At 71.2% G+C, this 23,484-nt stretch carries 23 protein-coding genes and 1 pseudogene; 7 read left to right on the top strand and 17 right to left on the bottom strand.

Annotation, left to right across the window (positions count from 1 at the left end; genetic code table 11):
* Positions 1-505: 505 nt before the first annotated feature.
* The 10 genes from AB0O40_RS14870 to AB0O40_RS14825 all read right to left on the bottom strand — a co-directional run bounded on the left by AB0O40_RS14870 (position 506) and on the right by AB0O40_RS14825 (position 12,500).
* Positions 506-1,288 (bottom strand): hypothetical protein, encoded by a 783-nt coding sequence (locus tag AB0O40_RS14870; RefSeq protein ID WP_365040324.1) that lies wholly within the window; start codon positions 1,286-1,288, stop codon positions 506-508.
* 661 nt (positions 1,289-1,949) lie between these two features.
* Entirely contained in the window at positions 1,950-2,174 is a 225-nt protein-coding gene (locus tag AB0O40_RS14865; protein ID WP_365040322.1) for a hypothetical protein, read from the bottom strand.
* A 20-nt stretch (positions 2,175-2,194) separates the two neighbouring features.
* Entirely contained in the window at positions 2,195-2,635 is a 441-nt protein-coding gene (locus AB0O40_RS14860) for a hypothetical protein (protein WP_365040319.1), read from the bottom strand.
* Positions 2,636-3,544: 909 nt separating this feature from the next.
* Entirely contained in the window at positions 3,545-3,985 is a 441-nt protein-coding gene (locus AB0O40_RS14855) for a hypothetical protein (protein ID WP_365040316.1), read from the bottom strand.
* 1,975 nt (positions 3,986-5,960) lie between these two features.
* Positions 5,961-6,482, bottom strand: a complete 522-nt coding sequence (locus AB0O40_RS14850; protein ID WP_365040314.1) for a hypothetical protein — start codon at positions 6,480-6,482, stop codon at positions 5,961-5,963.
* A 364-nt stretch (positions 6,483-6,846) separates the two neighbouring features.
* Positions 6,847-7,761, bottom strand: coding sequence for a zinc metalloprotease (locus tag AB0O40_RS14845; protein WP_365040311.1), 915 nt, complete (start codon positions 7,759-7,761; stop codon positions 6,847-6,849).
* 400 nt (positions 7,762-8,161) lie between these two features.
* Positions 8,162-9,181 carry a hypothetical protein gene (locus AB0O40_RS14840; protein ID WP_365040309.1) on the bottom strand — a complete coding sequence of 340 codons (1,020 nt, stop codon included), beginning with the start codon at positions 9,179-9,181 and terminating at the stop codon, positions 8,162-8,164.
* 468 nt (positions 9,182-9,649) lie between these two features.
* The gene (locus AB0O40_RS14835) at positions 9,650-10,675 is read right to left on the bottom strand and encodes a ribosome-inactivating family protein (RefSeq protein WP_365040306.1); all 1,026 of its coding nucleotides are present in this window, start codon (positions 10,673-10,675) and stop codon (positions 9,650-9,652) included.
* Between the two features lie 344 nt (positions 10,676-11,019).
* Positions 11,020-11,910 carry a hypothetical protein gene (locus AB0O40_RS14830; RefSeq protein ID WP_365040338.1) on the bottom strand — a complete coding sequence of 297 codons (891 nt, stop codon included), beginning with the start codon at positions 11,908-11,910 and terminating at the stop codon, positions 11,020-11,022.
* A 128-nt stretch (positions 11,911-12,038) separates the two neighbouring features.
* On the bottom strand, positions 12,039-12,500 hold the full coding sequence (locus tag AB0O40_RS14825) for an ester cyclase (protein WP_365040304.1): 462 nt from the start codon (positions 12,498-12,500) through the stop codon (positions 12,039-12,041).
* An 88-nt stretch (positions 12,501-12,588) separates the two neighbouring features.
* Between AB0O40_RS14825 and AB0O40_RS14820 the strand changes: the two genes are divergently transcribed.
* Entirely contained in the window at positions 12,589-13,056 is a 468-nt protein-coding gene (locus AB0O40_RS14820; RefSeq protein WP_365040302.1) for a MarR family transcriptional regulator, read from the top strand.
* A gap of 239 nt (positions 13,057-13,295) precedes the next feature.
* On the opposite strand, the gene AB0O40_RS14815 is transcribed toward AB0O40_RS14820, so the two are convergent.
* Together AB0O40_RS14815 and AB0O40_RS14810 are read right to left on the bottom strand one after the other, a co-directional pair.
* Entirely contained in the window at positions 13,296-13,442 is a 147-nt protein-coding gene (locus AB0O40_RS14815; protein WP_365040299.1) for a hypothetical protein, read from the bottom strand.
* A gap of 369 nt (positions 13,443-13,811) precedes the next feature.
* Positions 13,812-14,264: pseudogene (locus AB0O40_RS14810) on the bottom strand (HNH endonuclease family protein); the annotation flags it as partial.
* Positions 14,265-14,286: 22 nt separating this feature from the next.
* Between AB0O40_RS14810 and AB0O40_RS14805 the strand changes: the two are divergent.
* Positions 14,287-14,967: a glycine--tRNA ligase subunit beta gene (locus AB0O40_RS14805; RefSeq protein WP_365040335.1), complete on the top strand. Its 681-nt coding sequence runs from the start codon at positions 14,287-14,289 to the stop codon at positions 14,965-14,967.
* Between the two features lie 187 nt (positions 14,968-15,154).
* Here the strand turns inward: AB0O40_RS14805 and AB0O40_RS14800 are convergent, their stop codons facing one another.
* The gene (locus tag AB0O40_RS14800) at positions 15,155-16,030 is read right to left on the bottom strand and encodes a hypothetical protein (protein ID WP_365040296.1); all 876 of its coding nucleotides are present in this window, start codon (positions 16,028-16,030) and stop codon (positions 15,155-15,157) included.
* A gap of 248 nt (positions 16,031-16,278) precedes the next feature.
* Between AB0O40_RS14800 and AB0O40_RS14795 the strand changes: the two genes are divergently transcribed.
* Entirely contained in the window at positions 16,279-16,536 is a 258-nt protein-coding gene (locus AB0O40_RS14795) for a hypothetical protein (RefSeq protein WP_365040294.1), read from the top strand.
* Positions 16,500-16,919 (top strand): MmcQ/YjbR family DNA-binding protein, encoded by a 420-nt coding sequence (locus AB0O40_RS14790; RefSeq protein ID WP_365040292.1) that lies wholly within the window; start codon positions 16,500-16,502, stop codon positions 16,917-16,919. The genes AB0O40_RS14795 and AB0O40_RS14790 overlap by 37 nt, the downstream gene beginning before the upstream one ends.
* A 106-nt stretch (positions 16,920-17,025) precedes the next feature.
* On the opposite strand, the gene AB0O40_RS14785 is transcribed toward AB0O40_RS14790, so the two are convergent.
* Positions 17,026-17,169: a hypothetical protein gene (locus AB0O40_RS14785; RefSeq protein ID WP_365040290.1), complete on the bottom strand. Its 144-nt coding sequence runs from the start codon at positions 17,167-17,169 to the stop codon at positions 17,026-17,028.
* 20 nt (positions 17,170-17,189) lie between these two features.
* Positions 17,190-17,372 (bottom strand): hypothetical protein, encoded by a 183-nt coding sequence (locus AB0O40_RS14780; protein WP_365040288.1) that lies wholly within the window; start codon positions 17,370-17,372, stop codon positions 17,190-17,192.
* 490 nt (positions 17,373-17,862) lie between these two features.
* Between AB0O40_RS14780 and AB0O40_RS14775 the strand changes: the two genes are divergently transcribed.
* A complete protein-coding gene (locus AB0O40_RS14775) occupies positions 17,863-18,285 on the top strand; it encodes a hypothetical protein (RefSeq protein ID WP_365040285.1) in 423 nt (140 codons plus the stop codon).
* Between the two features lie 814 nt (positions 18,286-19,099).
* On the opposite strand, the gene AB0O40_RS14770 is transcribed toward AB0O40_RS14775, so the two are convergent.
* A complete protein-coding gene (locus AB0O40_RS14770; protein ID WP_365040282.1) occupies positions 19,100-20,206 on the bottom strand; it encodes an actin family protein in 1,107 nt (368 codons plus the stop codon).
* Positions 20,207-20,572: 366 nt separating this feature from the next.
* Here AB0O40_RS14770 and AB0O40_RS14765 point away from each other — a divergent pair, with 366 nt between their 5' ends.
* Positions 20,573-21,034, top strand: coding sequence for a GPI anchored serine-threonine rich family protein (locus tag AB0O40_RS14765; protein WP_365040279.1), 462 nt, complete (start codon positions 20,573-20,575; stop codon positions 21,032-21,034).
* A gap of 278 nt (positions 21,035-21,312) precedes the next feature.
* Here AB0O40_RS14765 and AB0O40_RS14760 read toward each other — a convergent pair whose 3' ends face one another.
* Entirely contained in the window at positions 21,313-21,807 is a 495-nt protein-coding gene (locus AB0O40_RS14760; protein WP_365040276.1) for a DUF1524 domain-containing protein, read from the bottom strand.
* A 448-nt stretch (positions 21,808-22,255) separates the two neighbouring features.
* Here AB0O40_RS14760 and AB0O40_RS14755 point away from each other — a divergent pair, with 448 nt between their 5' ends.
* Positions 22,256-23,464 (top strand): cytochrome P450, encoded by a 1,209-nt coding sequence (locus AB0O40_RS14755; RefSeq protein WP_365040273.1) that lies wholly within the window; start codon positions 22,256-22,258, stop codon positions 23,462-23,464.
* Positions 23,465-23,484 lie beyond the last annotated feature (20 nt).

Genomic DNA, 23,484 nt, shown 5'->3' with positions numbered 1-23,484 from the left:
ACGGAGTTCGTCGTGGCCGAGCAGGGCGGCGTACGCGGGGTCCTCGGCCAGGGTCCGGGCCGCGAGCCGGTCGGCGGCGTCGGCCAGCCCGGCCGATACCCCGACCGCGGGGCAGACCCTCGGCGGCCGGGGCCCGCACACCGGCACCGGACTCACCGGCCGGCTCGTCGTCGCCCTCCCCGACGCCCTATGGACCCCTCTAGTCCGCGGCACCTACTGGACCAACCAACCCCACCTCCAAGCACTTCAAGCCTGGACCGACCAGTGGGGTGCAGGAGGACGCAGCACACCCCCACAGGCCCTGGAAGAGCGCGCCCAGCACGCCGGGCGCATCACCACGACCGGAGACGTCCTCCGCGCCGCCCTCCACCGCACCCTGCACCCGTAGCCCCCGCAACCCAGCACCAGTCTTCGCCGGCGGCGCCCGCCCGGCCACGCTCAAGGTCAAGCCCGCCCGGGCCACGAAGACCCCCGGCCTCGGAAGACGACCAGCCGCGCGCGGTCTCTACCCGCCGGAAGACGGCGGCGCAGCAGCAGCCGGCGCCGGATCTGGGGGCCGGTCGGCGCCCGCCGCCGCTGCGCCCCCGGGATCGGCCGCCAGCAGCGCCAAGGCCAGGGCAGTCGCGTCGGCCACGGACAGGGAAGCGACCGCCGCCTTGACGACCCGGGCCGCGAACTCAGCTCGCCCACGCGCATACAGGCCAGCAACCAGAACCGCCAGCTCGGCCGGCGACCGCGCCAACACCGCCTCGACGAACAAGTCCGCCGGCGAAGCCCCCGACGAACCCGAGGCCGAAGGCGGATCCGGCGGGCAGGCCGGGCCCCCGGGCGGATGCGGCACCGGAGGAGCCGGATCCGCCCGCCTGCGCGCTTCCTTGCGTCCTCGCTTGCCCACGGGCCCGGCAGCCTCGATACGGCGGGCTTCGGCGAGCTCCTCAACAGCCCGCAGCAGCGGCTCCGGGCGCACCCGGCATAGGTAGGCGAGGTGCTGCAGGACGTGCGGGCTGAGCCGGTGCGGGTGCCGCAGCGCGTCGGAGAGGGTGCTCGTGGCCATGTGCAGGTCATAGGCCAGGCGTTGCAAGGTCAAGCCGCTCGAGCGGATCAACGACCACAGCTGCTCCTGCAGACGGCCTTCGGCGCCCTGGCCTATGAACGGGGTCCGGCCCGGCCGCCGCACACCCTCAGCGGCTCTGGCCCGGTGGTACAGAAACATGACCGCGCGCAACTCCCCCGCGTGCCGGGTGGGCAAGGCGATGTAATCCAGCAGAGCCGTGACCGTCGCCTCCACGACCGGCTCCGCCAGGGCCCGGGCGCCGGAGCCTGAGCAGCGGCGGCGGGCTGGGCCAAGAGGGCGGCCACCGCCCGGTCGACGCCCACGCCCTGGCCGTGCACGGCCGTCAGGAAGCCGGCGACATCGACACCTTGCCGATCGAGACGGGTCATCTGCGCGGCCATCACCGGCCAGGCAGGAGAGGCGAGGAAGAACTGGGCGCCACAGCGCAGACGGACCGCCGTGCCCCGGCCCCGACCTGGTTCCCTACGGCCCCGCACCCGCCGCCTGGGCACGCCCCGGGCCACCGGACGATTCCACTCCCGATGAGGACAACAGTCGACGATCACCGAACTGGAGCACGGACTCCTGCCCGACGAACGCGAAGACCAGTTCCTCGGCCTGGAGCAGGCGCGGCTGGTGGGCACCGACACCCTGCTGACCACACGAGACAAAACTGAGGCCGCCATCGACGGCCAAACCCACAATGTGCGTCTACGGCCCTGCCAGCCCCTGCTCCACCCACCGCCGACGGCACACAGACACCTGGCCGATAGCACCGCTGAGCCGAACAACCACCCACACAAAGGTGCTCGGCTGGGGAAACCCAGCCGAGCACCTTTCCCGGAAACATTCTCCGCCTGATCAGCCCGTCACAATACCCCCGGGCAGGGATTCATCATTCGGCGAGGAGCGCGCTATCTACACGGCCACCCAGACCCTTCCGAAAGCGGCGGCGCACGACCTGATTCGCACCCTCCACAAGCAGACTGACGATGACGGTGATCAGCACTCTCAGCCACCAAGAGAACCCGAACAGCCTATCGCCGGCAAATCCGCAGGCAAACCCAATTCCGATGGCCAGCAACGAAGGAAGGCTCTTCGCCTCGCCGGGACGAGTCATCCCCGTACCTCACCCCCAAATCAGTGGAAGAGAATCCAGATGTCATACAGATCAAATCCAACACCGGCAGCCTTGAGCGGGTAGAGGACGTACCAGGGAAGGCCGTTGTACCAGGCCTTGAAAGCGGCATAATTCTTGGCGACGGCGGAGGCGAAGCCCTTGACCTTCTTCAGGAGCTTGAGCAGCGCATCGAGCTTGCCGTACGCCTGGGGCGCGGTGCCGTTCGCGATCGACTGGAGCTCGGCGCGCTCCGAGGCCGTGAAACGGTCGCCCTCGTACTTGAGGAGGTTCGACGCGAGCTCCCGAGCCGCCTGCTCGTGAGTCTTCGTGACGGCCACGCCACTGGACGCGGCAGGGGCCGGGGTGGGCTGACCGACCGCCTGGGCAGTCGCCGCGGCCGCACCGAAGGCGAGAGCGGCCACCACGGCCACTGCACCCGTGCGCAGAGTCTTACGGTTCACTACACTTCCTTACGCGTTACACGCAAAAAAAGGGGGAGTGGAGCGGCGCCCCGATTCGGCTCTCACACCAATGAACGGCGTGCACCTTCATTCCCCCCATGCGCTACTTTTACAATTTCACGGCTTATCCGATTTGATCGGAATCGGCCGCGACTAGAAACTACCACAGCCCTAGCGGGCGAATTCACCTCGCAGATATCAGCCCAATTAAGCGCCAATAACAGGTGAGCGCGCGTCCGAAAAACGGCTTACACAGCTGCCCGCGTCCGGGCTTTTCGCGAGGCAGGCGGTATCCGCTCCCGTGAGGGAATCACGCCAGCTGTCACATGCCGGCAAGTCCTGCTCGACTCCGAGACCACCGCACCCCGGCCGGCACCGCGGGACGCGGCGATCCTCGACGCCACGGTCGGGCCATGGCAATCGCCCGCCGCCTTCAAAGAGGGACGCCGCTGCCACCGAGCCGGGAGACCACCGCCCGAAAGCGGTGCCTTTGCCGGGCCGCACCCGGGTGACACCCCATCACGACGCAGCCGGTCTCCAGGCACTGCGGGCCCGCGGACAAGCACCGTCACGGCCTCCGTGCCCGGCTGTGAAACCCCAGCCGGGCACCTGCCTCAACTACTTGCTCTACTCACTACGGCGCCGCCACCACGCCTGGAATTCAGCGTCCAGGCAAGGCTTCGCCGTCCGTACGCCTCTCTCGATGCTTCTGCAACCGACGGCGCACCAACTGATTCACGCCCTCCGCGAGAAAACCAACAGAAATAGCGACAGCGACTCTCAGCCACCACGAGAATCCGAAAACCTTGTCGCCGGCAAGTCCGGTGACACTCGCGATTCCGACGGAGAAGAGAAAGGGGAGGTTTTTGAACTCGCCACTACGAGTCATTCTCGAACCTCACCGCTGACTCAGTTGAAGAGCGACCAGATGTCGTACAGGTTGTAGCCGACGCCGGCAGCCTGCAGCGGGCCCTTGATGTACCAGGGAAGGCCGTTGTACCAGGCCTTGAAAGCGTCGTACTTCTTGGCGACGGCGGAGGCGAAGCCCTTGACCTTCTTCAGGAGCTTGAGCAGCGCATCGAGCTTGCCGTACGCCTGGGGCGCGGTGCCGTTCGCGATCGACTGGAGCTCGGCGCGCTCCGAGGCCGTGAAACGGTCGCCCTCGTACTTGAGGAGGTTCGACGCGAGCTCCCGAGCCGCCTGCTCGTGAGTCATCGTGACGGCCACGCCACTGGACGCGGCAGGGGCCGGGGTGGGCTGACCGACCGCCTGGGCAGTCGCCGCGGCCGCACCGAAGGCGAGAGCGGCCACCAAGGCCACTGCACCCGTGCGCAGAGTCTTACGGTTCACTACACTTCCTTACGCGTTACACGCAAAAAAAGGGGGAGTGGAGCGGCGCCCCGATTCGGCTCTCACACCAATGAACGGCGTGCACCTTCATTCCCCCCATGCGCTACTTTTACAATTTCACGGCTTATCCGATTTGATCGGAATCGGCCCGCGACCAGAAACTACCACAATTCCAGCGGGCGGATTCACCTCGCAGTTGCCAGCCCAACAAAGCGCCAACAACACGTGATTGTGAATCCGGAAAACGGATTGCCCAACTGGCTGCGTCCGGGCTTTTTACGAGACGGCATCCGCTCCCGTGAGGGAATCGCGTCAACTGTCCTATGCCGGCTCCGTATCACCGGGGCGTGCAGGAGCACTCAGCAGGTCCTGCACGGCTCCAACGCCACCGCGCCCCGACGACCACAGCAGTGACCACCTGCAGAAATCTTCCGGACCGAACGGGCAACGACCCAAGCATCCCCGCACAGCTGACACCCCGCTAGAGAGCTTCAACCTATGACCCCATAAACCCAATCTATGACCACCAGACTCCGCAACCACCCCCAACACCCCTGCCACGCACCACCAACCCCGCGAGCACACCGTCCACCTCGGCACACAGCCACAGCACCCGACGCACAAGAGCGGCCGGAGAACAGGCGCGCGCACAGACCGCGGCCCGACAGCGCCCACCACGCATCCCACACCCGGGCCGCACGACCGCGAAGGCCCTGGTGCCGGAGCACCGGGGGCCGGGCCGACGACCGGGGCGGTCGAGCGGGAGCGGGCCGCCGCCGACGCCCACGGGCCGTCACCTGGCCCCGGGCCCGAGGTCCCTGGCCGGGGCCGCCTGCTGCCGGTGCGCGGCCGCGGCCGGCTCACGTCCGGCCCGGCGCGCAGCCGCGTTCACGCTCCACCCCGGAACAGGACCACCAGGCCGAAGGCGAGCCCGTTTACGCCGGTCGCCCACGCGACCGGGGCCAGGACCTCCCCCAGGCTTCCCGCCGGTGCCGTCCAAGACCCCACCAGCGCCCAGAGGGTGAACCCCACGATGACCGGCAGCGCGAGCGTCGTCGGACAGGGTCTGCAAGGTCATACCTCGGATGCTGGCTGGCCGCCCGGGCCTGGGCGGCCGCGAGGACGTACAGCAGCCGAAGGTCACCCCAACGAGTCACCCACCACCGCAGGCGCCGGTCCCGTCACCGCCACCACGACGGCGCCCACGACCAGGGTCAGCGCCACGCCTGCGGCCACCAGCCCCGCCACAACGCGACGCCGACGGCCGGCACCGCCAACCGCGCCGCACGAGGCCAGCACGACCACCGCCGCCCGCCCGCCAGCAGTTCGGCAACCACGGCGCCGGCGGTCCTTCACCAAGGTGCCGGCGGTGCTGGCCGCAACGTCGGCGGTGGTCCGGTCCCGGACCACCGGGACCCCGCACACCACCACGTCGCCGACGACGCAGGGTCACCGGGTGCCAGGTCCCGGCCCGTCAAGAACCGCAGCACCACCATGTCCCCCGGCGGCCGAACCCGGCCGGCCGGCGGACCGGTCCTTCGCCCGCTGCTGCACTACGGCACCCACCACCGGGGCCCCGACCATCAACACAGCCGCGCCGGCCTTCACCGGCTCCTCGGCCGCCCACGCCCACAACTCCCCGTACACCCCACCGCCCTCCCACAAGGAGACAGACCCGTCCTCACAGAGAGCAACGAAGAGGGACGGCAGCAGAAACCCCCGGACGGCGAGGCATACGGGCGACAGCAACAGCCGATGCCGCCAGAACCGTTGACACCCCGCCTAAATCGAAGATCCTTTTCAGGCTGCCACCGCTCCAGCGACCACCACGGCGGCGGGTTGGGCCAGGAGGGCGGCAACAGCCCGGTCGACACCGACGCTTGTCGCTGCCGCTGCCCGACGCCCAGTAGACCTCGTCGTGGCCCACCTCGTTGGAGCGGCGCTCGCACCGGAAGCGGGCCATGCGGATCCGGTACTAGTTGATCGCCGCGTCCACCCCCTCCTCCGCCTGCGCCACCGCGGCGGCGCGCTCGGCACGGCTACCGACCACGACGACCTCCTCGCTGCCGGTCAGCGCGCCGGACTCCAGGTCGTCCAGGGACAGGACCGCGACCTCGGGACGGGCCAGGACCTCCTGGGCCGCCGACGGCAGCCACGCCCCGAGCGCCTTGTCGTCCACGCCCTGTTCCAGGCCCCGGCCCGTCACCAGGTCGGGGAAGAGCCCGGCGGAGGCCCGGGAGCCGGGTTCCTGGAAGATCCGCCCGAACTCCTGGACCGCCCCCACTCCGAGCAGCGCGTCCAGCTGCTCGGTCAGGCGCAGCTCCAGGTCGGTGAGCTCCAAGCCCTGCTCGGCCCGCGCGCAGGCGCGCAGGATCGTGCCCACCAGCACGCTCGCCTCCCGTCCCAACGGCGCCAGCGCCTCGCTTCGGCCGCCGGCCAGCTGCTCGCGCAGCATCGCCGAGCGTTCCTTCGCCGGCACCAGTCGGTCCTTCGACATCGAACCCCCACGGTCACGCTCCAGCGCAACCGGACGGTCACGCCCCGTCATGATCATCGAGGTGGGCGCGGCGGCACAAGTGTGGGAACCGTCCGTTCCAGCGGCCCGAACCGGCCATCGGGACGCGGCCTCTACGTGACGCGGGAGGAGAAGGCCGGTAGCGGGGCCTGGCTTTGTTCACGGGAACGAGCAGCGAATGTTCGCCGCTGCGGGAGGCACTTGGTCCCGTGTGGAATCGAACGGCGGGCATCAGGGCCGTGCCCGTGATCGTTCGACGATCACGGGCACGGTTCAAGGGCGGCTGGTCCGGCACCGGCGGAAGAGCAGGCGTTTGCCGGCTGGCGCCGTGAAGTCCGCGGTGGGGTCAGAGGTTGATGTTGCGGTAGGCGCTGAGTGCGGTCTTGATGCGGGCGGCCTGGCCGGGGGTGAACTCGGTGGCGCAGGTGTCGATGCCGGTGTCCATGTAGTTGTGGATGGGGTCCAGCTCGCCGCCGGGGCAGCTGTCGCGGCCTTCCGGGCAGCCGTTCGAGCCGATCGCCTCGGGCGCCGTGTCGTCGACGTAGTCTCCCGGGTTCGAGCAGCCGCCCTGGAAGGTGTTGAACAGGCCCAGCCAGTGGCCGGTCATGCGGACGGCGGTCTTGCCCAGGTTGCGGTCCTTCACGTTTCCGCCGGGGAGGGTTCCGTAGTGCACGACGATGCCGTCGCGCTTCGGGGCCGCCTTGTAGTCCCAGGGGAAGGTCGCGTGGCCGAGCAGGTTCCGGTCGTGGCCGTCAGGGGCTCCCACGGTGTAGATGTTCAGGGCGTCCGCGCCGCCGCGCCGCAATTCCTTCATGATGGCCTCCCTGTTGGACCACGGTGTCGCGTCGTTGAACACGCCCGAGTTCGTCATCCGGGTGATGCTGGCCAGTCGGAACTGCACGTTCGTGGGGCTGTATGCCTGGTTGAGGACGGCGACCTGGGCGAAGACCTGCTGGTCAGAGAGGTTGCCGCCCTCGGGGGTGGAGTCCTTGGAGACCACGTGCACGTACACCGGGATGGGTGTGCCGGCGCGGCGGGCCGTCACGGGGGCGGCGGCACCCGCCCGCCTGCTCGCCTCGACCCGGGCCGCGGTCGCCGGTGGGACGAGGTTCGCCGAAGAGGCGGTCGCGGGCCGCTCCGGGACCACGCACCCCGCGCCGTACGTTGCGGCCACAGCCGTCGGGGTGATGGCCGACGCTGCCGTCGCCACCACGAAGGCCACCGCCGCACGCGCTACTCGCCCACCACGGATTTCAGACATACGAGACTCCTCACGCACCACGACCAAGGTCCGCTCGAAGCCTGACGGCCCCGGACTTCCCGGCCGGCGATCATGACGTGCGGCTCCACTCGATCAGCCGGAGAGTTCACCCGTAGAGACCTGCCACCAATCGAACAGACCCCACCCGCAGTGCTTCCCGAAATGGTGAACATTCGCTGCTCGTTCCCGTGAACAAAGCCAGTCCTGCATGGCGGCGTGCATGGGCGTCTGCATGGGGGCATGCATGGGGTGGTGCATGGACCGACGTAGTGACGTGCGCAATGAACTTCGTGAACAAGTGAAAGTGCGCGGCGGACCCGCTCCGGGCCGGTGCCGTGCGGGTCCTGGGCAGGAAGCGCAGCGGCCTCGTACTCGCGCCCCGGGAACGCGCCCGAGGACCCTAGAAGAGCCCCGCTGCGCCCCGTACGGCTGCCGCCACCTCCGTACCCTCCGGGCGGTCCGCCAGGGCCGCCAGACGGGCCGTCACGCCCTCGGTGTGCTCCGGGGCCCCGTTGTCCGCGAGCGGGTGCCGGCGCCCCGTGGCCGGGCGCCAGCCTTGCCCTTCGAGCCATGTGAGGGCCGGCACCGCAGCGTCCTCGGCCAGGACGACCGCGGCGGCCAGGGTGCCGTCGTCCGTCGCGGTCACCATCACGTCCTGGTCCAGGGCGAGGCCGGCCTTCGTGAGCGCGTCCGCGACCCCACGGACGTACGGGCGCAGCGCGCGGGCAGCCAGCTCGGTGCGGGCAGCCTCGAGGACGGTCCGGCGCACCGCGGCCGGGACCCCGAGCTCGGCCGCGACGTCCCCGGGCGCCCAGTGCGGGTCGGCGGTGAGGCGGTCGGCGACCAGGGCGGCGCGGGTGCGCTTCAAGTGGGCGGTGGCGGTGGTGTGCGCGACGGCCAGGCGCTCGGCCACCTCCCGCGCCGTCACCGCCGGCGATGCGGCCAGCAGCTCGGCGACACGGGCGGAGAGTTCGTCACGGGGCACCATGTCACCGGCGCCCTTCGGCCGGCCCACCGGAAGCAACGGGACGCCCCGGCCCTGCACGTAGGCGTCCAGGACACAGCGCGGCCAGTGCTCCACCCCGCCCACCGTGCGGGACGTGCCCTTCAGGCGATCGCCGCGGCGGTACTTGTCCCAGCTCACCGGCTCCACCCCCACATGCTCGGCGGCCTCCTGGCGGTCGAGCAGGTCCTCAGGCCCACCGGCCGGCGGCAGGTCCGGCACAGGCTTGCCGTCCAGGTGCGCGCGGACCTGGACCGCGTCCCACAGCAGCACCCGGGCCCCCGGCGAACTCACCGGCGGCGGGAAGCCGGCGGCCTGGTACGGGCGCACCGTCCGAAACGAACTCCACCGCGCGCCCATCGCTGCCGCGACGTCCTTGCGGGTCCACACCCGGTCCTCGCACCCTGCCCGGATCACGCCGACCACCGCCGTTCCTCGCACGCGCCCGCGGCCTGCCGCCGCGGTCCACGGGGGCACGTCCCGCCCCAGCAGGAAAACGCTATCCGACTCCCGACGACACCCGGCCCGCTCCGGTGACCGGCCCGATATGCTCGCCGCGTTGGCTCCTTCAACCGGGCACCAGCCCGGGTGCGGTGTGTCCTTCGCTCGCCGGCGCCCTTGCCACACGCCCCCATCACCGGGGACGAAAATGGGCGCCGGCTCCTTCATGTCCGGCGCCCCCCACCGCGCCTTCCCCGCAGGCCAGACGGCCTGCGACGCATAGCGGAACGCCTAGTACAACGTGAGTCATGCCGTCGTGCACGACGCCTAGCACGTGACTAGCGCCTGGCGTAGCGGAACAGCTGAGGTGACGGGGGATAGGGCGTGAGCGAGGCCGGGCCCGGTCCGTGGTGGACCGGGCCCGGCCGAAGGCGGGGCGGGGGGTCAGCGTCCGCTGTTGTACAGGGCGAGGAAGGGGGTCAGGCGGGGACGCTCGACATCATCGTCGGTGATCCCGAGGTCGGTCACGTTGCCGTAGTGGCGCCCGTCGATGTCCACACCCGGGTCGGGGCGGCGGGGGGTGGCTGCGGTGTTGTGCGCCATGCGGGACAGGTCGCTCCACCTGGTTTCGAGGTCGGTGCCGAAGTTGCCGATGTGAGCCGGATTACCCGGGTAGTTCCGGTCGCCGCCGGCGTAGATGGACTGGGCGATGCGGCGCTGGATCCAGCCGCAGCGGGCGGCCTCGGCGGTGGCGCCGATGATGTAGGCCATGGCCCGGTTCGTCGTCTGGGAGTTGCGGCTCTCCGGCGTGGTGTTGGTGAGGTTCTGCACCTGCTGGTACATCATCCTCCGGTCGTAGGGCTGGTTCCCCCGCCACTCCGGGGGAGCCGACATCTGCTGGTAGCTGCCGTCACCGGTGATCTGGTTGAACAGAGGGGCGGTCGCCAGGCCGAGGCCGCGACGAAGCTCCTCCGGCAGGTGGTTGGTGTACGCGGCCGCGGCCTGGTTGGGGCGGGGGACGATGCGGTAGTGCTGGCCGTGGGCGGAGAAGCCCAGGAAGTAGAGGTTGTCGACGTTGAAGTACAGCGCGAGGTGCGCGTGGTTGCCGTCCGCCTCGTGGGTCCAGACCAGGACCCGGATGATCCGGTTGCTGTTGGTCCGGGTCGGGGTGTCCATGTACCCCGGGCTGTTGCTGACACCTGCCATCTGGTGGCCGGCGGCATTGCGCAGCGCGTTCACCATGGCGATGTAGTCGTTGGCGCTGTCGTCCGCCTGGGAGGTCCTGTCCGGGTAATCGTAGGCGTACAGGTGCCAGTCGATGGTGGTGAACCGCTGGTTCGCGGGGACCTCTGCGTGGGCCTTCGGTGCGGCGGCCCCGAAGAGCACGCTGCACGCCGACATCAGGGCGAGCAGCAGTACCGAAAGCTGCCTTCCGGTTCGGCGCGTGATGGATGTCGGATGCAGGTGCATCGGGTGGTTCTCCTGGTAGTTCTTCCGCGCGGGTGTGGGGCGCGCGGCGAAGACCCCCGTGAACGCCTGCCGCTGCGTCGGGGCAGGGGTGTTCTGGTGGGGACGGACGGCTCTGGGCGGGGAGACGGTGCTCCCGCCCCGGGGACCGGGCGTCATCTCCCCGGAGGGAGGGGGCGCGCGGCCGGGGCGGGCTCTCCCGGACTGGTCCGGGGTCTTCCTGCTCAGGTCTCGATCCAAGCCGGACAGGCGAGCCAGAACCATGCAATGTCGCCCGCAAAAGCACGTACCGCACACTTTTGCGGGTCGGGTTCGCGGTCCGTGGACACGGCGGGGCTGAAGGTACCTCAGGAGGCACCTTCACCCGCTGAACGTACCGCCGGGGGTACGCCCCCGAGGACAAAAGGGCCGGTGCGCGGGTACCGCCGGCTCTCCCGGAGCGCCTTGGCCCGGCGGTGCGGCGGCGGGGGTGGTGGTGGACGCCGCCCGGGTGCCACTCCATCACCGGCGACGCCGCGGTCCCGTGCTCCGGGCACCAGGACACCGGCACCACCCCGCCACACCCGCGCACGGCACCGGCACTCCGGGCCCGGTGCGGCGTCCGGGACGCCGTGGCGGACCACGCCGCCGCCCGAGCCGACTGCAGCACCGCGCCGGCCGGCCGGCCGGCCAGGGTCAGGTACTGCCAGCCGGAGGCGGTGGTGAACCGGCCGGCGATCCGGGCCGGCCCCGCCGGGGACCGCGAGCGGTGCGCGGCCGGGGACGGTCAGGGAGTGCACCGCGGCGCCCGTCGCCCTGGCCGTGAACGTGGTGACCGCTTCCGCGTCGGCGTCGGCGAACCAGGCCGACACCCGGTCCTCGCCTCCCGCGGCCTCGGCCGTCTCCAGGCGCGGTTCATCGAGGCGGAACCGGCGCGTACCCCGGGCCCCGGCCGCCCGGACCAGGGTCCCGGTCGGCTCGGCCGCGAGGACCGCGATCTTGTCGTGGGCCAGCAGCCAGGCCACGACCGCGGCCGTCTCGAACCGCGGGGAGACGTCCGTCCCGCCCACCGCCGGCGGGAAACCCGCGTGCCGGCGGCGCCAGGACACGACCGCCGCCCGCCCCACCCCGACGATCCGGGCCACCCCTGCCAGGAACAGCGTGCGCGGCTCCCCCACCGGGGTCAGGCCGGCGAGCGGGGAACGGCGGCCAGGGCCGGTGAACGCGACCGCGCGCCAGTCGACCGACGGCACCGTCATCACGGCCTGTGGCCTTCATGGCTGTGGTCCCGCCGAAGGCGGGGCCAGAGCGTTTCAGTGACGGTGCGGCGAAGGCGATGTCGCGGTGACGGGGCGCCCGGTGAAGGGCCCTGGGGACGGCCTTGCTGTCAGTGGTGGGCAGGGCCGTTGGGGCCGGAGATGGCGCCGAGCTGGGACAGGCCGTCGAGGATGTCGGTGCACGTCCAGTACTCGGTGAACCGGCCGTCGCGGACGCGCAGGATGTCGTTGCCGCTGAAGGAGATCTTCGTGCCGATGGGGGCGGTGGCCTGGGGGATCCCGCCGGTGTAGGTGGCGCGCATGGTCCATCGGGCGGAGACGAGGTCGCCGTCGACGATCGGGCCGAGGTCGACGCTTATGGTGATGTCACCGAAGGCGGCCATGGTCTGCTCGATCTCGGGCAGCAGGCGCGCAGGGCCGGTGACGGCCTCGGAGTCGCTGCCGTCAGGGCGGGCCTGGTGGACGACGAAGCCGGGGTCGAGGATCTCCTCGGCGTGGCTGAAGTCGCCGCGCCACAGCTCGCTCCAGCGGTCGTAGAGGGCGCGGAGCTGTGCGGGGGTGTGGGTGGTCATAGGTTCTCCCAGAAGATCGTGCTACAAAAGATCTGCACCACACATTGTCTGCGCGGCGCAGATATAAGTAGGACACGAGGGTGATTTCATGTCAAACCGAACCCGCGGTGAGCTGGTCATGGCGGTCACCGCGACGGCCCGGCGCCACCATGCCGCCTACACCCTGTTCAACCAGGCCATGGCCGAACACCTCGGCCTGCACCCCACCGACCTGCAGTGCGTCAGCCTCCTCGCGCTGGAACCAGACCCCCGCACCACCGGCGAGATCGCGGAGCTGACCGGACTCACCTCCGGATCGGCCACACGCCTCGTCGACCGCCTCGAAAAGGCCGGCCTTGCCGAGCGCCACACCGACCCCCACGACCGGCGCAAGATGCTCGTCACCCTCACCCGCGGCCGCACCCCCGAGATCGAAGCCGCCTGGGACACCCCCGGCAAAGCCTTCGACCAGGCACTGGAGGACTTCACCGACGACGAGCTCACCGTGATCGAGCGCTACCTGCGCCGCACCACCGACGTCGGCACCGAACAGACCGCACGCCTCCGCACCGGCTGACCGCCGCCCCCCGTACCCCGGCGCCCCGACGACATCAGGGCGACCACCGGGGCTTCCTGCCCCACCGGCCGACGCGGGGCTTGCCACCACAGATGATCCGCCGGGTCATCATGGTGTTATCCACCCCTTCTGTGCGGGTGTACGCGAGCGCCCGATCCACCCCTGCGGAAGAAGGGGACGGGGCCGCCACCGGGCGGTGACGGCCCCAAACACACGCTCCCGACGGGCGGGCTGCGGCTCTACCGCCGCAGCCGGCTCCAGTCGGCGAAAGCAACCGCGAGCAGCCACTGCCCGGGGCTGAACCCGGCCTGCACCGCCTCACCCCAGCCGGGTGCGACGTGGGCCAGCCAGGTCACCAGCACCGAACTGAGCAATGCGGCGGCCACAAGTAACCGCGCCGCCCAGACGCCAGCGTCGGGCTGCGGGTGCGGGCACGAGCAGGACGGGTCCACAACAGGTTCGAACACGGGACATCCCCCAAGGTGGGTCGCAGACGAACCGCCTGAATCGGGGTGCTCCCCGGGCGGTGACCGAACTCTGCGACAGCACAGGGTTAGCCCCGCAACCCCCACAAAACCCCAGCTCAGAGACCATGATGGAGGTGCGCGGCACGCGCTACACCATCAACCCCTTAGCCCCGCAAGCCCCCTTCACCAAGACCTCGATCTCCTCCCGGGGCCCGGCCTCCACACGCCGAAGGGCCCGCATTCCGACGACCGGAATGCGGGCCCTGTTCGAACGTGGCAGAGCTGCGGCTACGGAGCCGGGGTGAACTCCACCTCCGTGCCGCCGCAGCCGGCCGCGATGTCCAGCAGCCGGTCCCGCTCCAGCTCGTCGACCGCCAGGCCCCAGCGGAGCTTCGTTGCGGTCCACTCCGCGCCGTACCGGCACAAGGCGTCCGCAGCCGGCGGCAGCCACTGCGCCGGGTCCTGATCCGCCTTGCTCCGGTTCGAGCGGGCGGTGACCGCCACCAGCGAGGAGAGCTGACCGAGGTCGTTGGCGTAGGCCTCCCGCCGCGCCGCCGTCCACGCCGAGGCGCCGGAGTCCCAGGCCTCGGCGAGGGGCACCATGTGGTCGATGTCCAGGGCGCCGGCCGGGGTCACCGTCTGCTCGTCGTAGTACGACCACCACGACCCGCCCGTCAGCGTGCACCCCGGGCCGACCACCGGCGGCTCCACCGCCTCCGCGATCAGCACCTCGGCGCGGGACCGGTTCGACCTGGTGGCCGGGATGTTCGTGATCGGGGCGGTGCCGACCGGGAGCTCCGACCCCTACGGCGTCCGCAGGGCCGCCATCGGCCTGCTCAACGTCCTGCGGAGCGTGCCGCCGCTGGCCGGCGTCCGGGTCGGCGACGGGCTGCGCGCGGCCGCCGAGCGCTATGCCGCCCAAGGCGTCGACGTGCCCGCCGAGCGCCTCGCCGAGGCCGCCTCCCTGATCGCCCGCCGCTACGAGCAGCAGCTCACGGACGAGGGCCACGCCCACCGCCTGGTCCAGGCCGTCCTGGTGTGGGCCGACCGCCCCGCACACGGCGACCGCACCATCGCCGTGCTGGAGCGCCACGTCGGCACCGAGGCGTTCGACGCGCTGACCGCCGCGCTCCAGCGGGTGGTCCGCATCCTGCCCGCCGCCCCGGACGGCGCCGCCGCCCCGCCGGCGGGATCCCTGCCGAGCGCCCCCGCGGAGCTGCGACTGGCCGAGGCCACCGAGGAGGTCCGCCGGGCGCTCGACGGCCGCGAGGACGACCTCGCGGCGCTGATCGAGGCCTCCGCACCCCTGGTCGCGGCGATCGACGCCTTCTTTGAGGACGTCCTGGTGATGGATCCGGACCCCGCGGTCCGCGCGGCACGACTGGCCCTGCTGGACGGCGTGGCCCGGCTGGCCCGCCCGATGCTGGACTGGAGCGCCCTGTAGAGCCCGGCGCGCCGACCGGGTGAGGCGCAGGGGGCTGCCCCCCGCCCTCACTCGTTCGGCCCGCCGAGGCGGCGGGCGGGCCGCAGGCCCCCGAGCATCGGGCGGGTGGGACCCGACCGACCGGAGGAGCCTCCATGCCCCTGCACGAGACCAACCGTGAGGAGGCCGAGGGCCCCTTCGCCGACATCTACGCCACCCCGGTCAGCCGCGAGGCCCTGCCGAAGTTCCGGATGCTCGCCGTCATCTTTAGGTGCTTCTTATCCATGCTGGTGGGCATACGTACGCGCCTTCGCGCCTTCCTCCACACCGGGGCCACCGTCCCGACGGCAACGTGGTCGCGGCCGCCCGCCGCCGGATCGAGGTGCGGCGCGGTGATGTTTGCCGCAGCGGCTGGTGAACAGACGATCGTCACGACCAATCCGGTACGACGACGAGGAAGTCCCCATGGCGGGCACCGAAAAGGCCAAGGCGCAGGCGGGGCAGGCCAAGGAAGACGCCGAGGACCACCTGCGCCACCCCTAAGCAACGCCCAACCCATCCAGGGCTGCTGCGCCCGCCGTGCCCCGTCCCACTCCCCCCGGGCCGGGGCACGGCCACGCCCGGCACCAGAGGACAGGGGAACCTGCGCGTGCACGCCCAGCGTTGCCAGCAGTCGGCAGGCAGCGTCCTCGTCCAAGCCGCATGCGGCAGCGAGCGAGGCGACGTCCCGGGTGAAGGCCGACCACCTCAGGGCCAGGTCGGCGGCGCCGCGGGCGCCGGCTGCGGCCCGCCGCTGCAACGCCGAGAACGACAACCGGTCGGCCTCCGTGTCCCACACGACCAGTTCGCCATCGAGGACCAGGCCGTCAGGCAGCTGCTCGGCAGCGCCCACGAGGTCTGGCCACCGGTCCTGCACCAGCAAGCCGCGCCGCGTCTGCACCAGCACCCGGCTACCGGTGCCGCCCCCGGTGAACACGAGCGCCCGGTGACCGTCGAGCGTGTGCTCATACGCCACCGCGCCGCCCGTCGGCAGCACCTCGGCGGCCTTCGCGAGCATCGGCTCCACCGGCGGCCTGAGCACCACGACACCTTTCCCGGGGACCGGCCCGCTCCACCGCTCTCGCCGCCCCGCCCCCGGCCACCCCGTGGGCGGACCCGCTCGGCCACCGGCCACGGTTGCCGGCCGGGATCCGGGGCAGACGGGCTTACGGAGGCCCCCAGGACCGCCTCGCCCCGCGGCCCCGCCCTCCCCCGTCACTCCGCATCCCTGACGCACCGCCCCGCCGCCGCGTACCCGTGGCCCGTGGACCCTATTGGGAGGCGAGGCACGGCATGAGCGACATCAGCGCAGCCACGTGGACCACCCACGTGCACGGCGAGCGCACCGAGCTGCCCACCACCATCGACGGCATCCGCGCCACCCTCCCCGAAAACCAGCGCCCGGCCTTCAACGCGGAGATCGGCGCCACCCCGGCCGACGAGTTGATGACCTCAGGCTTCCGCGCCCAGCCGCTTCCGGCGCGGAATTTTCCGGCGGTCGCTAGTGTCGGCCCATGCCCAGTCCTGGAGACGTGCCGCCGGCGATCCTGAACCGGTTGCGGTCGATCTGCCGACAGTTGCCCGAGTCGTACGAGGAACCAGCCTGGATCGGCGTGCGCTGGCGGATTCGTACGCGGACGTTCGCCCATGTCTACACGCCGGACGTGGATCGCTACCCGGTCTACGCCTCGTATGCGACCGCAGATCAGGAACTGGTCGTGATGACTTTTCGGGTACCCGTCGACGACCTGCTCGGCCTGACCGCCGGTGGGTTCCCGTTCCTCCGTGCCGACTGGGGCCCTAACGTCGTCGCCACCGTTCTCGGTGACCACACCGACTGGACCGAACTTGCGGAACTGATCACCGACAGCTACCGCGAGAGGGCCCCCAAGTACCTCGCCGCGCAGGTCCCCCTCCCGCCGCCGATCAACTGACCGCCGGTGGGCCTCACCTCCCCCCACAAGGACCGAATCCGCCAGAAGCAGCCGCCCAGCCTTCGCTCCCGGGGGCCCTCGGGGACCGGGGCGCCGGGAGGGCCGGTCAGCGAGCGGAGGGCGGCGCCGACCAGACGGCCCGCGAGTTCGGCGGAGGGGCCCTGCTGCCGCTGGTGTTCTGCGCCAGGCCGGTCTCCAGCCGGGTGCGCAGGCCGTGCTCGCCCTCGGGACCGCGGGCCAGGCCGGCCATGCGGGCCGACGGCCGTGGAACTACTTCTCCTCGTCGTCGCCATAACGCCTCTGGAAATCGTCTACCGCAACCCCCACGGTCCCCGAACCGTCCAGCACGCTGTCCCCATCGCTCATCACTCCTCTCGGCAAAGGCTGCGCCACCCGCTCCTTCTCCTGCTCGGCGTCCTGCTGCGCACCTGTGGCCTTCTGCGTACCCGCCACCGACCTCACCTCCACCTCGACCAATCCCCCCACACCATCCACTCTCCCCCACCCCCACACCCACCGCCCGACCAGAGCCGCACCTCGACCGGCCCTCTGCCGCGCAGCTCGAAGCGCTCGCCGCCCTCGGAGTCCAGTGGGCGCAGCCGAGCTGAACACTCCCGGTAGGGGGCCGGCCCGGCGACCGGCGACTACCAGCCACTCAACATGATCTCCAGCTCTCCTGTGAACGGGTTGGTGCTGAACGCGTAGAACACCTCGCGGCCGCGCGGGGGCGTTCGCTGGTTCTTGCCCGGCGGACGGCGATACACCGCGGGAAGATCATTCGCTGGGCGCGAACACGGATACACCGGCGGGCGGGACGCGATGGGATGCCCCTACCGGAGACGCCCCCGGCGCTGCCCCTCGTTCGGAGGTGCATCCGGGTGCCTGCGGCATGGGCCAAACCCTGGGTTCCCCGGGACGGCCCCCCTTCCAGAGAGGTTGATCAGTGAGTTCTCCCGCAGGTAAGTACGATCTGCTGTCCGACCCCACCGACAAGGCGTGGAACGAGTTCCTCATCGCGGTCGGGGTGACCGATGCCCTCCGCGACGCGTGGGCGATGATCAAGCCGACCACCGAGATCACCGTCACCGACGGCAAGTGGTCTCTGAAGAACCTCTCCGAGCTGAAAAACTGGGAGAGCGTCTTCTCCATCGGGGAGAAGGTCCCCACCCGACTCGAAGCCGACGAGATGGACGGCACCGGCGGGACCTCGGTCTTCACCCAGCCCGCCGAGAACAAGCTGGTGGAGACCTTCACCATCGGCGGCAAGGACGGCACGATCACCCGGACGTTCAGCGCCGACGGGATGACCACCACCTTCTCCTTCCAGGGCAAGACCGCCGTACGCAAGTACAAGCGCACCGCCTGACCTGCCAACCCATCGCCCCCGACGGTTCTCCCTCCGAGGCGGAGCCGTCGGGCACAAGCACTCACCTGGCCGCAACAACCACGTATCCGCGCCCGAAGGCCCCTAGCGGGACCACGCTGCGCCCCGTATGCTCGGCGCCTTCCGGGCGGTCCCCCAGGCCCGCCAGACAGGCCGTCAGACCGGCTGCAGCATCCAGGCCCGGGGCCGGCGCCAGGTGATACCGACGGCCGGCGATGGACGCCAGCCCCGCCCGGCCCGCCACACGAGGGCCGGCACCTTAACCGGGTGAACATCGCGGATTCCTGACCCGCACATGCCCATCAGCGGCTAAGGTCCGTATCCGCAAGATCACCTGAGTCAAGGAGTCCCCGATACCTGACCAGCCCGACGACACCGTTGCCGCCGAGAGCCAAGAAGTCAGCTTCAACAGCCTCTCGCTCGACCTCGGCCAGGAGTTCGCGATCGGCGGGGGTGAGGTGTCCGACGAGGACAGCTAGCCCGAGACAGCCCCAGGCGCCGGCGCCCAGGACAACCGCGGACGCCAAGACGCCGTCGTGATCACCACGGCGTCCTGCACCGGAGCGAGGCCGGCCTCCACGAGGACATCCGCTGCCGCTTGGACGCGGGCGCGGGCCGCACGGGAGGCCAACTCGGTGCGCTCGGCCTCAAGGCCGGTCCGCCGCCCAGCCGGGCGGGAGGGGCCCGTATGCGGGCGCCGGGCGACGGCGTACGAGCCAGCCCACCGAACCGCAGCCACCGCCCTCCGGCCCGGTCACCCGACGGGCAGCACAGCAGCGAGTTCGGCTCCGGTCCGTCAGCCCGTGAACTCGCCCGCCAGCGCGGCCGCTCCCGACGCCGCCCACTCCTGGCGCCCCACCCAGAAGTCCGCGAAGGAATCCTCGTCCGCGGCAAGCTGGGAGCCGCCGATCCACGACGCGCAGGCCGGCTCCGGCAGCACCTCGACCCTGACCAGCAGGTCCGTGAGCGCGCCTGCCTCGGCCGCCAGACGGGGCGCCAAGCCCGACATCTGGGCAAGCCCACCACCCAGCCGGACAGCGCCGGCCAGCGCGGCGCGCACCGGGGCGTCGACGACGGTCAGCGCCTGGTGGACCAGCTCGTGCAGTCCCGGCTCCGCCAGGCCCAGGCGGTCGGGGGCGAAGAGGGCTTCGGGGACGTCGAAAAGCTCCGAGCCCAGGGGGAGGAGCTGCGCGTCGGGCAGCTCGTAGGACGCGGAGACCGCGCCCGCCTCGGCCTTCTGCATCTCGGCGGTCAGGTCTTCGGCGACGTAGCAGAGCCTTTCCCTGATGTCCCGCACGACCTCCAACTCGGCACCCGTCCTCAAGCTGTGCCCCGCCTGCATGAGCCGGTCGCTCAGATACCCGGTCAGGTCCCGGCCGCCGAAGCCGGCGTGCCGGGTGCCGGGCAGCAGCCGCCCGTCGTGCACCGCGGACACGCTCACCACCCCGTCACCCAGGTCCACCACCACACCGGTGCGCACCCCCGCCGAACGCAGCGCCAGGACCGGCGCGGGCACGAACGCAGCCGCCCGCACACCCAACTCCTCGAACAGGACCCGCGCCGTGCGCTCCCGCTCCTCGGGTGAGGCGAACGGCGACTCGGCCACCAACACCCGGCAGTCAGCCGGAACGAACCGCAGCTCACGCTCCACGGTGTGACCCCACACCCGGGCCGCCGCCTCCCAGTCCTCCACACCACCTCGCGGCACCGGCCGGCCGAGCGCCAGCACACCACGCTTCGCCGCCGCCTCGTCGCCGACGTAGAAATCCCTCTGCCCCACGCCCGCCTGGGCGACCCTGGGCACACCCACCACGTTCGGGAAGACCGCGCCCGGCTCGTCCTTCCCAGCCACCCCCGCCTTCACCCAACCCGAACCGAAATCAACCACAACCGTGCCAGTCATCACGCCTCCACACTCCCGGCAGAGACAGACCCCCAGCCCCGCGAAGCCACCCCCGCCACCACAGACAAGATCAACAGACAAGATCAACAGACACACTACGCAAAGTAATCGGCAAGCCACAATCTGCGATCAGGCTTCCGGCCTCCTGAGGTCGGAACTTGCCAGGCCTCAGGCGCCGACGCTGATCCCCCATCAGGAAGGAGACGATGCCGAGATGCCGCGACGCGGGCACGTCGAGGAACTCCCCGGGCGGGGATGGAGCACGTACCAGGGTGTGGCCGGCGCCCACGCGATGCGCCGGAGAGGGCACCCCGAACGGAGGCCCGGCACCGGTGACCGGAAGCACGCCGCGGCGTTGAGCAGGCCATGACCTCTCTCCCCCTCCACACAATGCGGCGCAGGTATCTGGCGCTGGCCGCTGTCCTGGTGCTCGCGCTGCTGCCCTCCACCGGCCTGGCCGGGCAACCGCAGCACGCCAGCGCCGCGCAGCGGGCCGTCTTCGCGTCCTTCACCCAGCCCCTGCCTGGCATGACGGTGAAAGCCGGAGCCCCTTTCATGGTGATCTGGAACGGAGGCACCGCCGCCGAGCGGGTGCTGAACCTGATGCAGGGCGATCCAGGCGCCCTGCAGGTCGTCCAGAACATCAGCATGACCGTCGACGGGGCTTCCGGCCAGTACGCGTGGAACGTCCCCGTGGACCTGCCCGCGGGCAAGTACGCCCTCGCCCTGGGACAGGCACCCACCGTCATCTACACCGGCCTCTTCGACGTCACCGGCCACGACACCCAGCAGACCGTGAACAACGCCAAGACCCCCTCCCAGCGCTGACCCCGTACATGCCGGCCACGGCCACCACGAGGACGAACACGGCCAACCGCCCCAGGCGAGCGCAGCCGGCTTCCATGCCGGCGTCCAGGCCCTCGCCCAGTGGGTGGAGCAGGAAGAAACGGGCGTAAGCCTGCCGAGGCGCGGGGCGAGGAGCTTGCCGGCGGGGTGGGGCACCGTACCGGGGTGTGGCTGGCGTCCGTGGGTGGCGGCAGAGAGCGCACCCACGGACGCCGAGGGCCCGGCAGCGGGACGCGGGGCCGGGGCTTCGGAGGGAGGGGTCAGTCGCAGGTGTTGACCAGGGTGCGCAGGGCGTTCTTCTCGGCTTGGGTGATCGTCAGGCTGTAGGCGGCTTTGACGTCGATCCAGGCCCGGCCGTACTCGCACCAGCTGTCGCGGTTCGGCGGCGCCCACTGGTCAGGGCTCTTGGTGCCCTTGTCCCGGTGGGTCCGGGCCGAGACCGCGTACAGCTGCGGGTGGTCCAGGTCGTTGGCGAACTGCTTGCGCTGCCCTTGGCTCCAGTGGCTGGCGCCGCTGATCCAGGCGTTGAACAGCGGCACCATGTGGTCGATGTCGATCCCGCTGGCCTGCGGGACCTCCGCGCCGTCATAGAGGCTGTACCAGGAGCCGGCCACGGGACGGCAGTCGGAATCGGCCTCCACACCCCTGCCGTCGCGCGCGAGGACCGTCTCGCGGGTGTCGCAGCCACCCCCCTGGTTCGCCCAGTGCGGGAACTGCGACCGGCCGTACCCGGCGGCCGACTCAGGCTCGGCCACGACGAGGTGATCATCGAGAACGCGCAGCGCCTCGTCGGCAGGCAGTGGGTCGGGCGGAAGACGGTGGAAACCCACCGCCCCCTGGGCGGAGGACGACGTGGCAGGGAGGAGGACCGTAGCCACGCCGAGCACGATCGCGGCCGAGCGGTACCACCCGCGAGAAGTGATCATGCCCAGACGGATACCGGCTCCCCTCCCCAGCACCGCGCAACCTCACCCGACCGAGGCCGTTTCATGAAGCCGTACCGCAGCCCGTACCGGAAGACGCGACGTCGGTCGACGGCCCCCACAGCGCCCGCACGCTCCGCACTCACCGACACCGCATCCGGGAGCGCGGCCCGGGGCGGGCAGCGGGAACGTCCGACGGCATACCGGTGGGTGCCACATCTTTCCCTGGTCGTCGCTCGTTGCGGTGGTGTCGAGATCGGCTTGAGAGCAGGGAGCCACAGTGCCGTCCCCCGCCGTACCGTCCCCGCCGCCCGCCCTGCTGGCCGCACGGGTACGGGACCCCTACCCCTACTTCGCGTGGCTGCGGCAGCACGCGCCCGTTCATCCCGAGCGCCGGCCCGGTCGGCCCGCCGTCTGGCAGGTCTCACGGTACGCGGACGTGCGGGCCCTGCTGACGGACGCCCGGCTGAGCAAAGACCCCGACCGAGTGCCCGGCTACGTCGCGGGGCCCGCCGGGTTGAACCGGCACCTGGTCCACGCCGACCCTCCCGACCACACACGGCTGCGGACCCTGGTCAACACGGCGTTCATCCCCCGGCGCATCGCCGGGTTGGAACCGCTCATCACGCAGACCGCCACGCATCTGCTGGACCGGCTCGAGCGCCGCTCCCACGTCGACGTGATCGCGGACTTCGCAGCTCCCCTGACCTTCCGGATGATCTGCGCGATCCTCGGCGTCCCCCAGGAACTGGACGACGCCAGGACCAGGGACACCCTGATGGCCACCATCGCCCCAGATCCCGGCGCCGACCCGGCCAGGGTGGACGACGCCCTGCACGCGCTGCTGGACGTACTGATCCGGGACAAGCGCGCCGGCTCCCCGATCGGGGGCAGCGACCTGCTGGGCGCCCTCGTGCAGGCGAGCGACGAGAGCGGGGCGATGAGCGAGGAGGAACTGCGCTCCACCGCCTACCTCCTGCTGCTGGTGGGACACGACACCACCATGAACCTCATCGGGAACGGCACCCTCGCCCTGCTCCACCACCCCGGCCAGGCCGCCCGGCTCACCGCGCCCGAACCCGACCCGCGCCTGGTCGCCACCGCCGTCGAGGAGCTCCTGCGCTACGACTCGCCGGTACGCGACGCCACCTTCCGCTGCGCGGCAGAAACGATCACGCTCCACGGGCGGCGGATCGAGGCGGGCGACATCGTCAGCCTACTGATCGGCTCCGCCAACCGCGACGGCACCGCCTTCCCCGACCCGGACCGGCTCGAGCTGACCCGCACGCCCAACGACCACCTCGCCTTCGGCTACGGACCCCATTTCTGCATCGGCGCCGCCCTCGCCCGCCTCGAAGGCAGCCTCGCCCTCCCCCTGCTGCTCCAGCGCCTGGGCCCCATCTCCCTGGCCAAGCCGGCCGACGAACTGCCCTGGCGTCCGACCAGGGTGATGCGCGGACTGGCCGCACTGCCCGTGGTCCGCACCTGACCTCCCCCAGCCGAGCCCCC

Source organism: Streptomyces sp. NPDC089919 (assembly GCF_040684615.1).
Taxonomy (GTDB): Bacteria; Actinomycetota; Actinomycetes; order Streptomycetales; family Streptomycetaceae; genus Streptomyces.
This window is presented reverse-complemented; position numbering and strand designations above follow the sequence as displayed.

What these genes read in the sequence shown, in the direction of transcription:
- AB0O40_RS14865 (WP_365040322.1), bottom strand. Translation starts at nt 2,174, where the DNA reads ATGACTCGTCCCGGCGAGGCGAAGAGCCTTCCTTCGTTGCTGGCCATC.
- AB0O40_RS14850 (WP_365040314.1), bottom strand. Translation starts at nt 6,482, where the DNA reads ATGTCGAAGGACCGACTGGTGCCGGCGAAGGAACGCTCGGCGATGCTG.
- AB0O40_RS14845 (WP_365040311.1), bottom strand. Translation starts at nt 7,761, where the DNA reads ATGTCTGAAATCCGTGGTGGGCGAGTAGCGCGTGCGGCGGTGGCCTTC.
- AB0O40_RS14835 (WP_365040306.1), bottom strand. Translation starts at nt 10,675, where the DNA reads ATGCACCTGCATCCGACATCCATCACGCGCCGAACCGGAAGGCAGCTT.
- AB0O40_RS14830 (WP_365040338.1), bottom strand. Translation starts at nt 11,910, where the DNA reads ATGACGGTGCCGTCGGTCGACTGGCGCGCGGTCGCGTTCACCGGCCCT.
- AB0O40_RS14825 (WP_365040304.1), bottom strand. Translation starts at nt 12,500, where the DNA reads ATGACCACCCACACCCCCGCACAGCTCCGCGCCCTCTACGACCGCTGG.
- AB0O40_RS14820 (WP_365040302.1), top strand. Translation starts at nt 12,589, where the DNA reads ATGTCAAACCGAACCCGCGGTGAGCTGGTCATGGCGGTCACCGCGACG.
- AB0O40_RS14805 (WP_365040335.1), top strand. Translation starts at nt 14,287, where the DNA reads ATGTTCGTGATCGGGGCGGTGCCGACCGGGAGCTCCGACCCCTACGGC.
- AB0O40_RS14795 (WP_365040294.1), top strand. Translation starts at nt 16,279, where the DNA reads ATGAGCGACATCAGCGCAGCCACGTGGACCACCCACGTGCACGGCGAG.
- AB0O40_RS14790 (WP_365040292.1), top strand. Translation starts at nt 16,500, where the DNA reads ATGCCCAGTCCTGGAGACGTGCCGCCGGCGATCCTGAACCGGTTGCGG.
- AB0O40_RS14785 (WP_365040290.1), bottom strand. Translation starts at nt 17,169, where the DNA reads ATGGCCGGCCTGGCCCGCGGTCCCGAGGGCGAGCACGGCCTGCGCACC.
- AB0O40_RS14770 (WP_365040282.1), bottom strand. Translation starts at nt 20,206, where the DNA reads ATGACTGGCACGGTTGTGGTTGATTTCGGTTCGGGTTGGGTGAAGGCG.
- AB0O40_RS14765 (WP_365040279.1), top strand. Translation starts at nt 20,573, where the DNA reads ATGACCTCTCTCCCCCTCCACACAATGCGGCGCAGGTATCTGGCGCTG.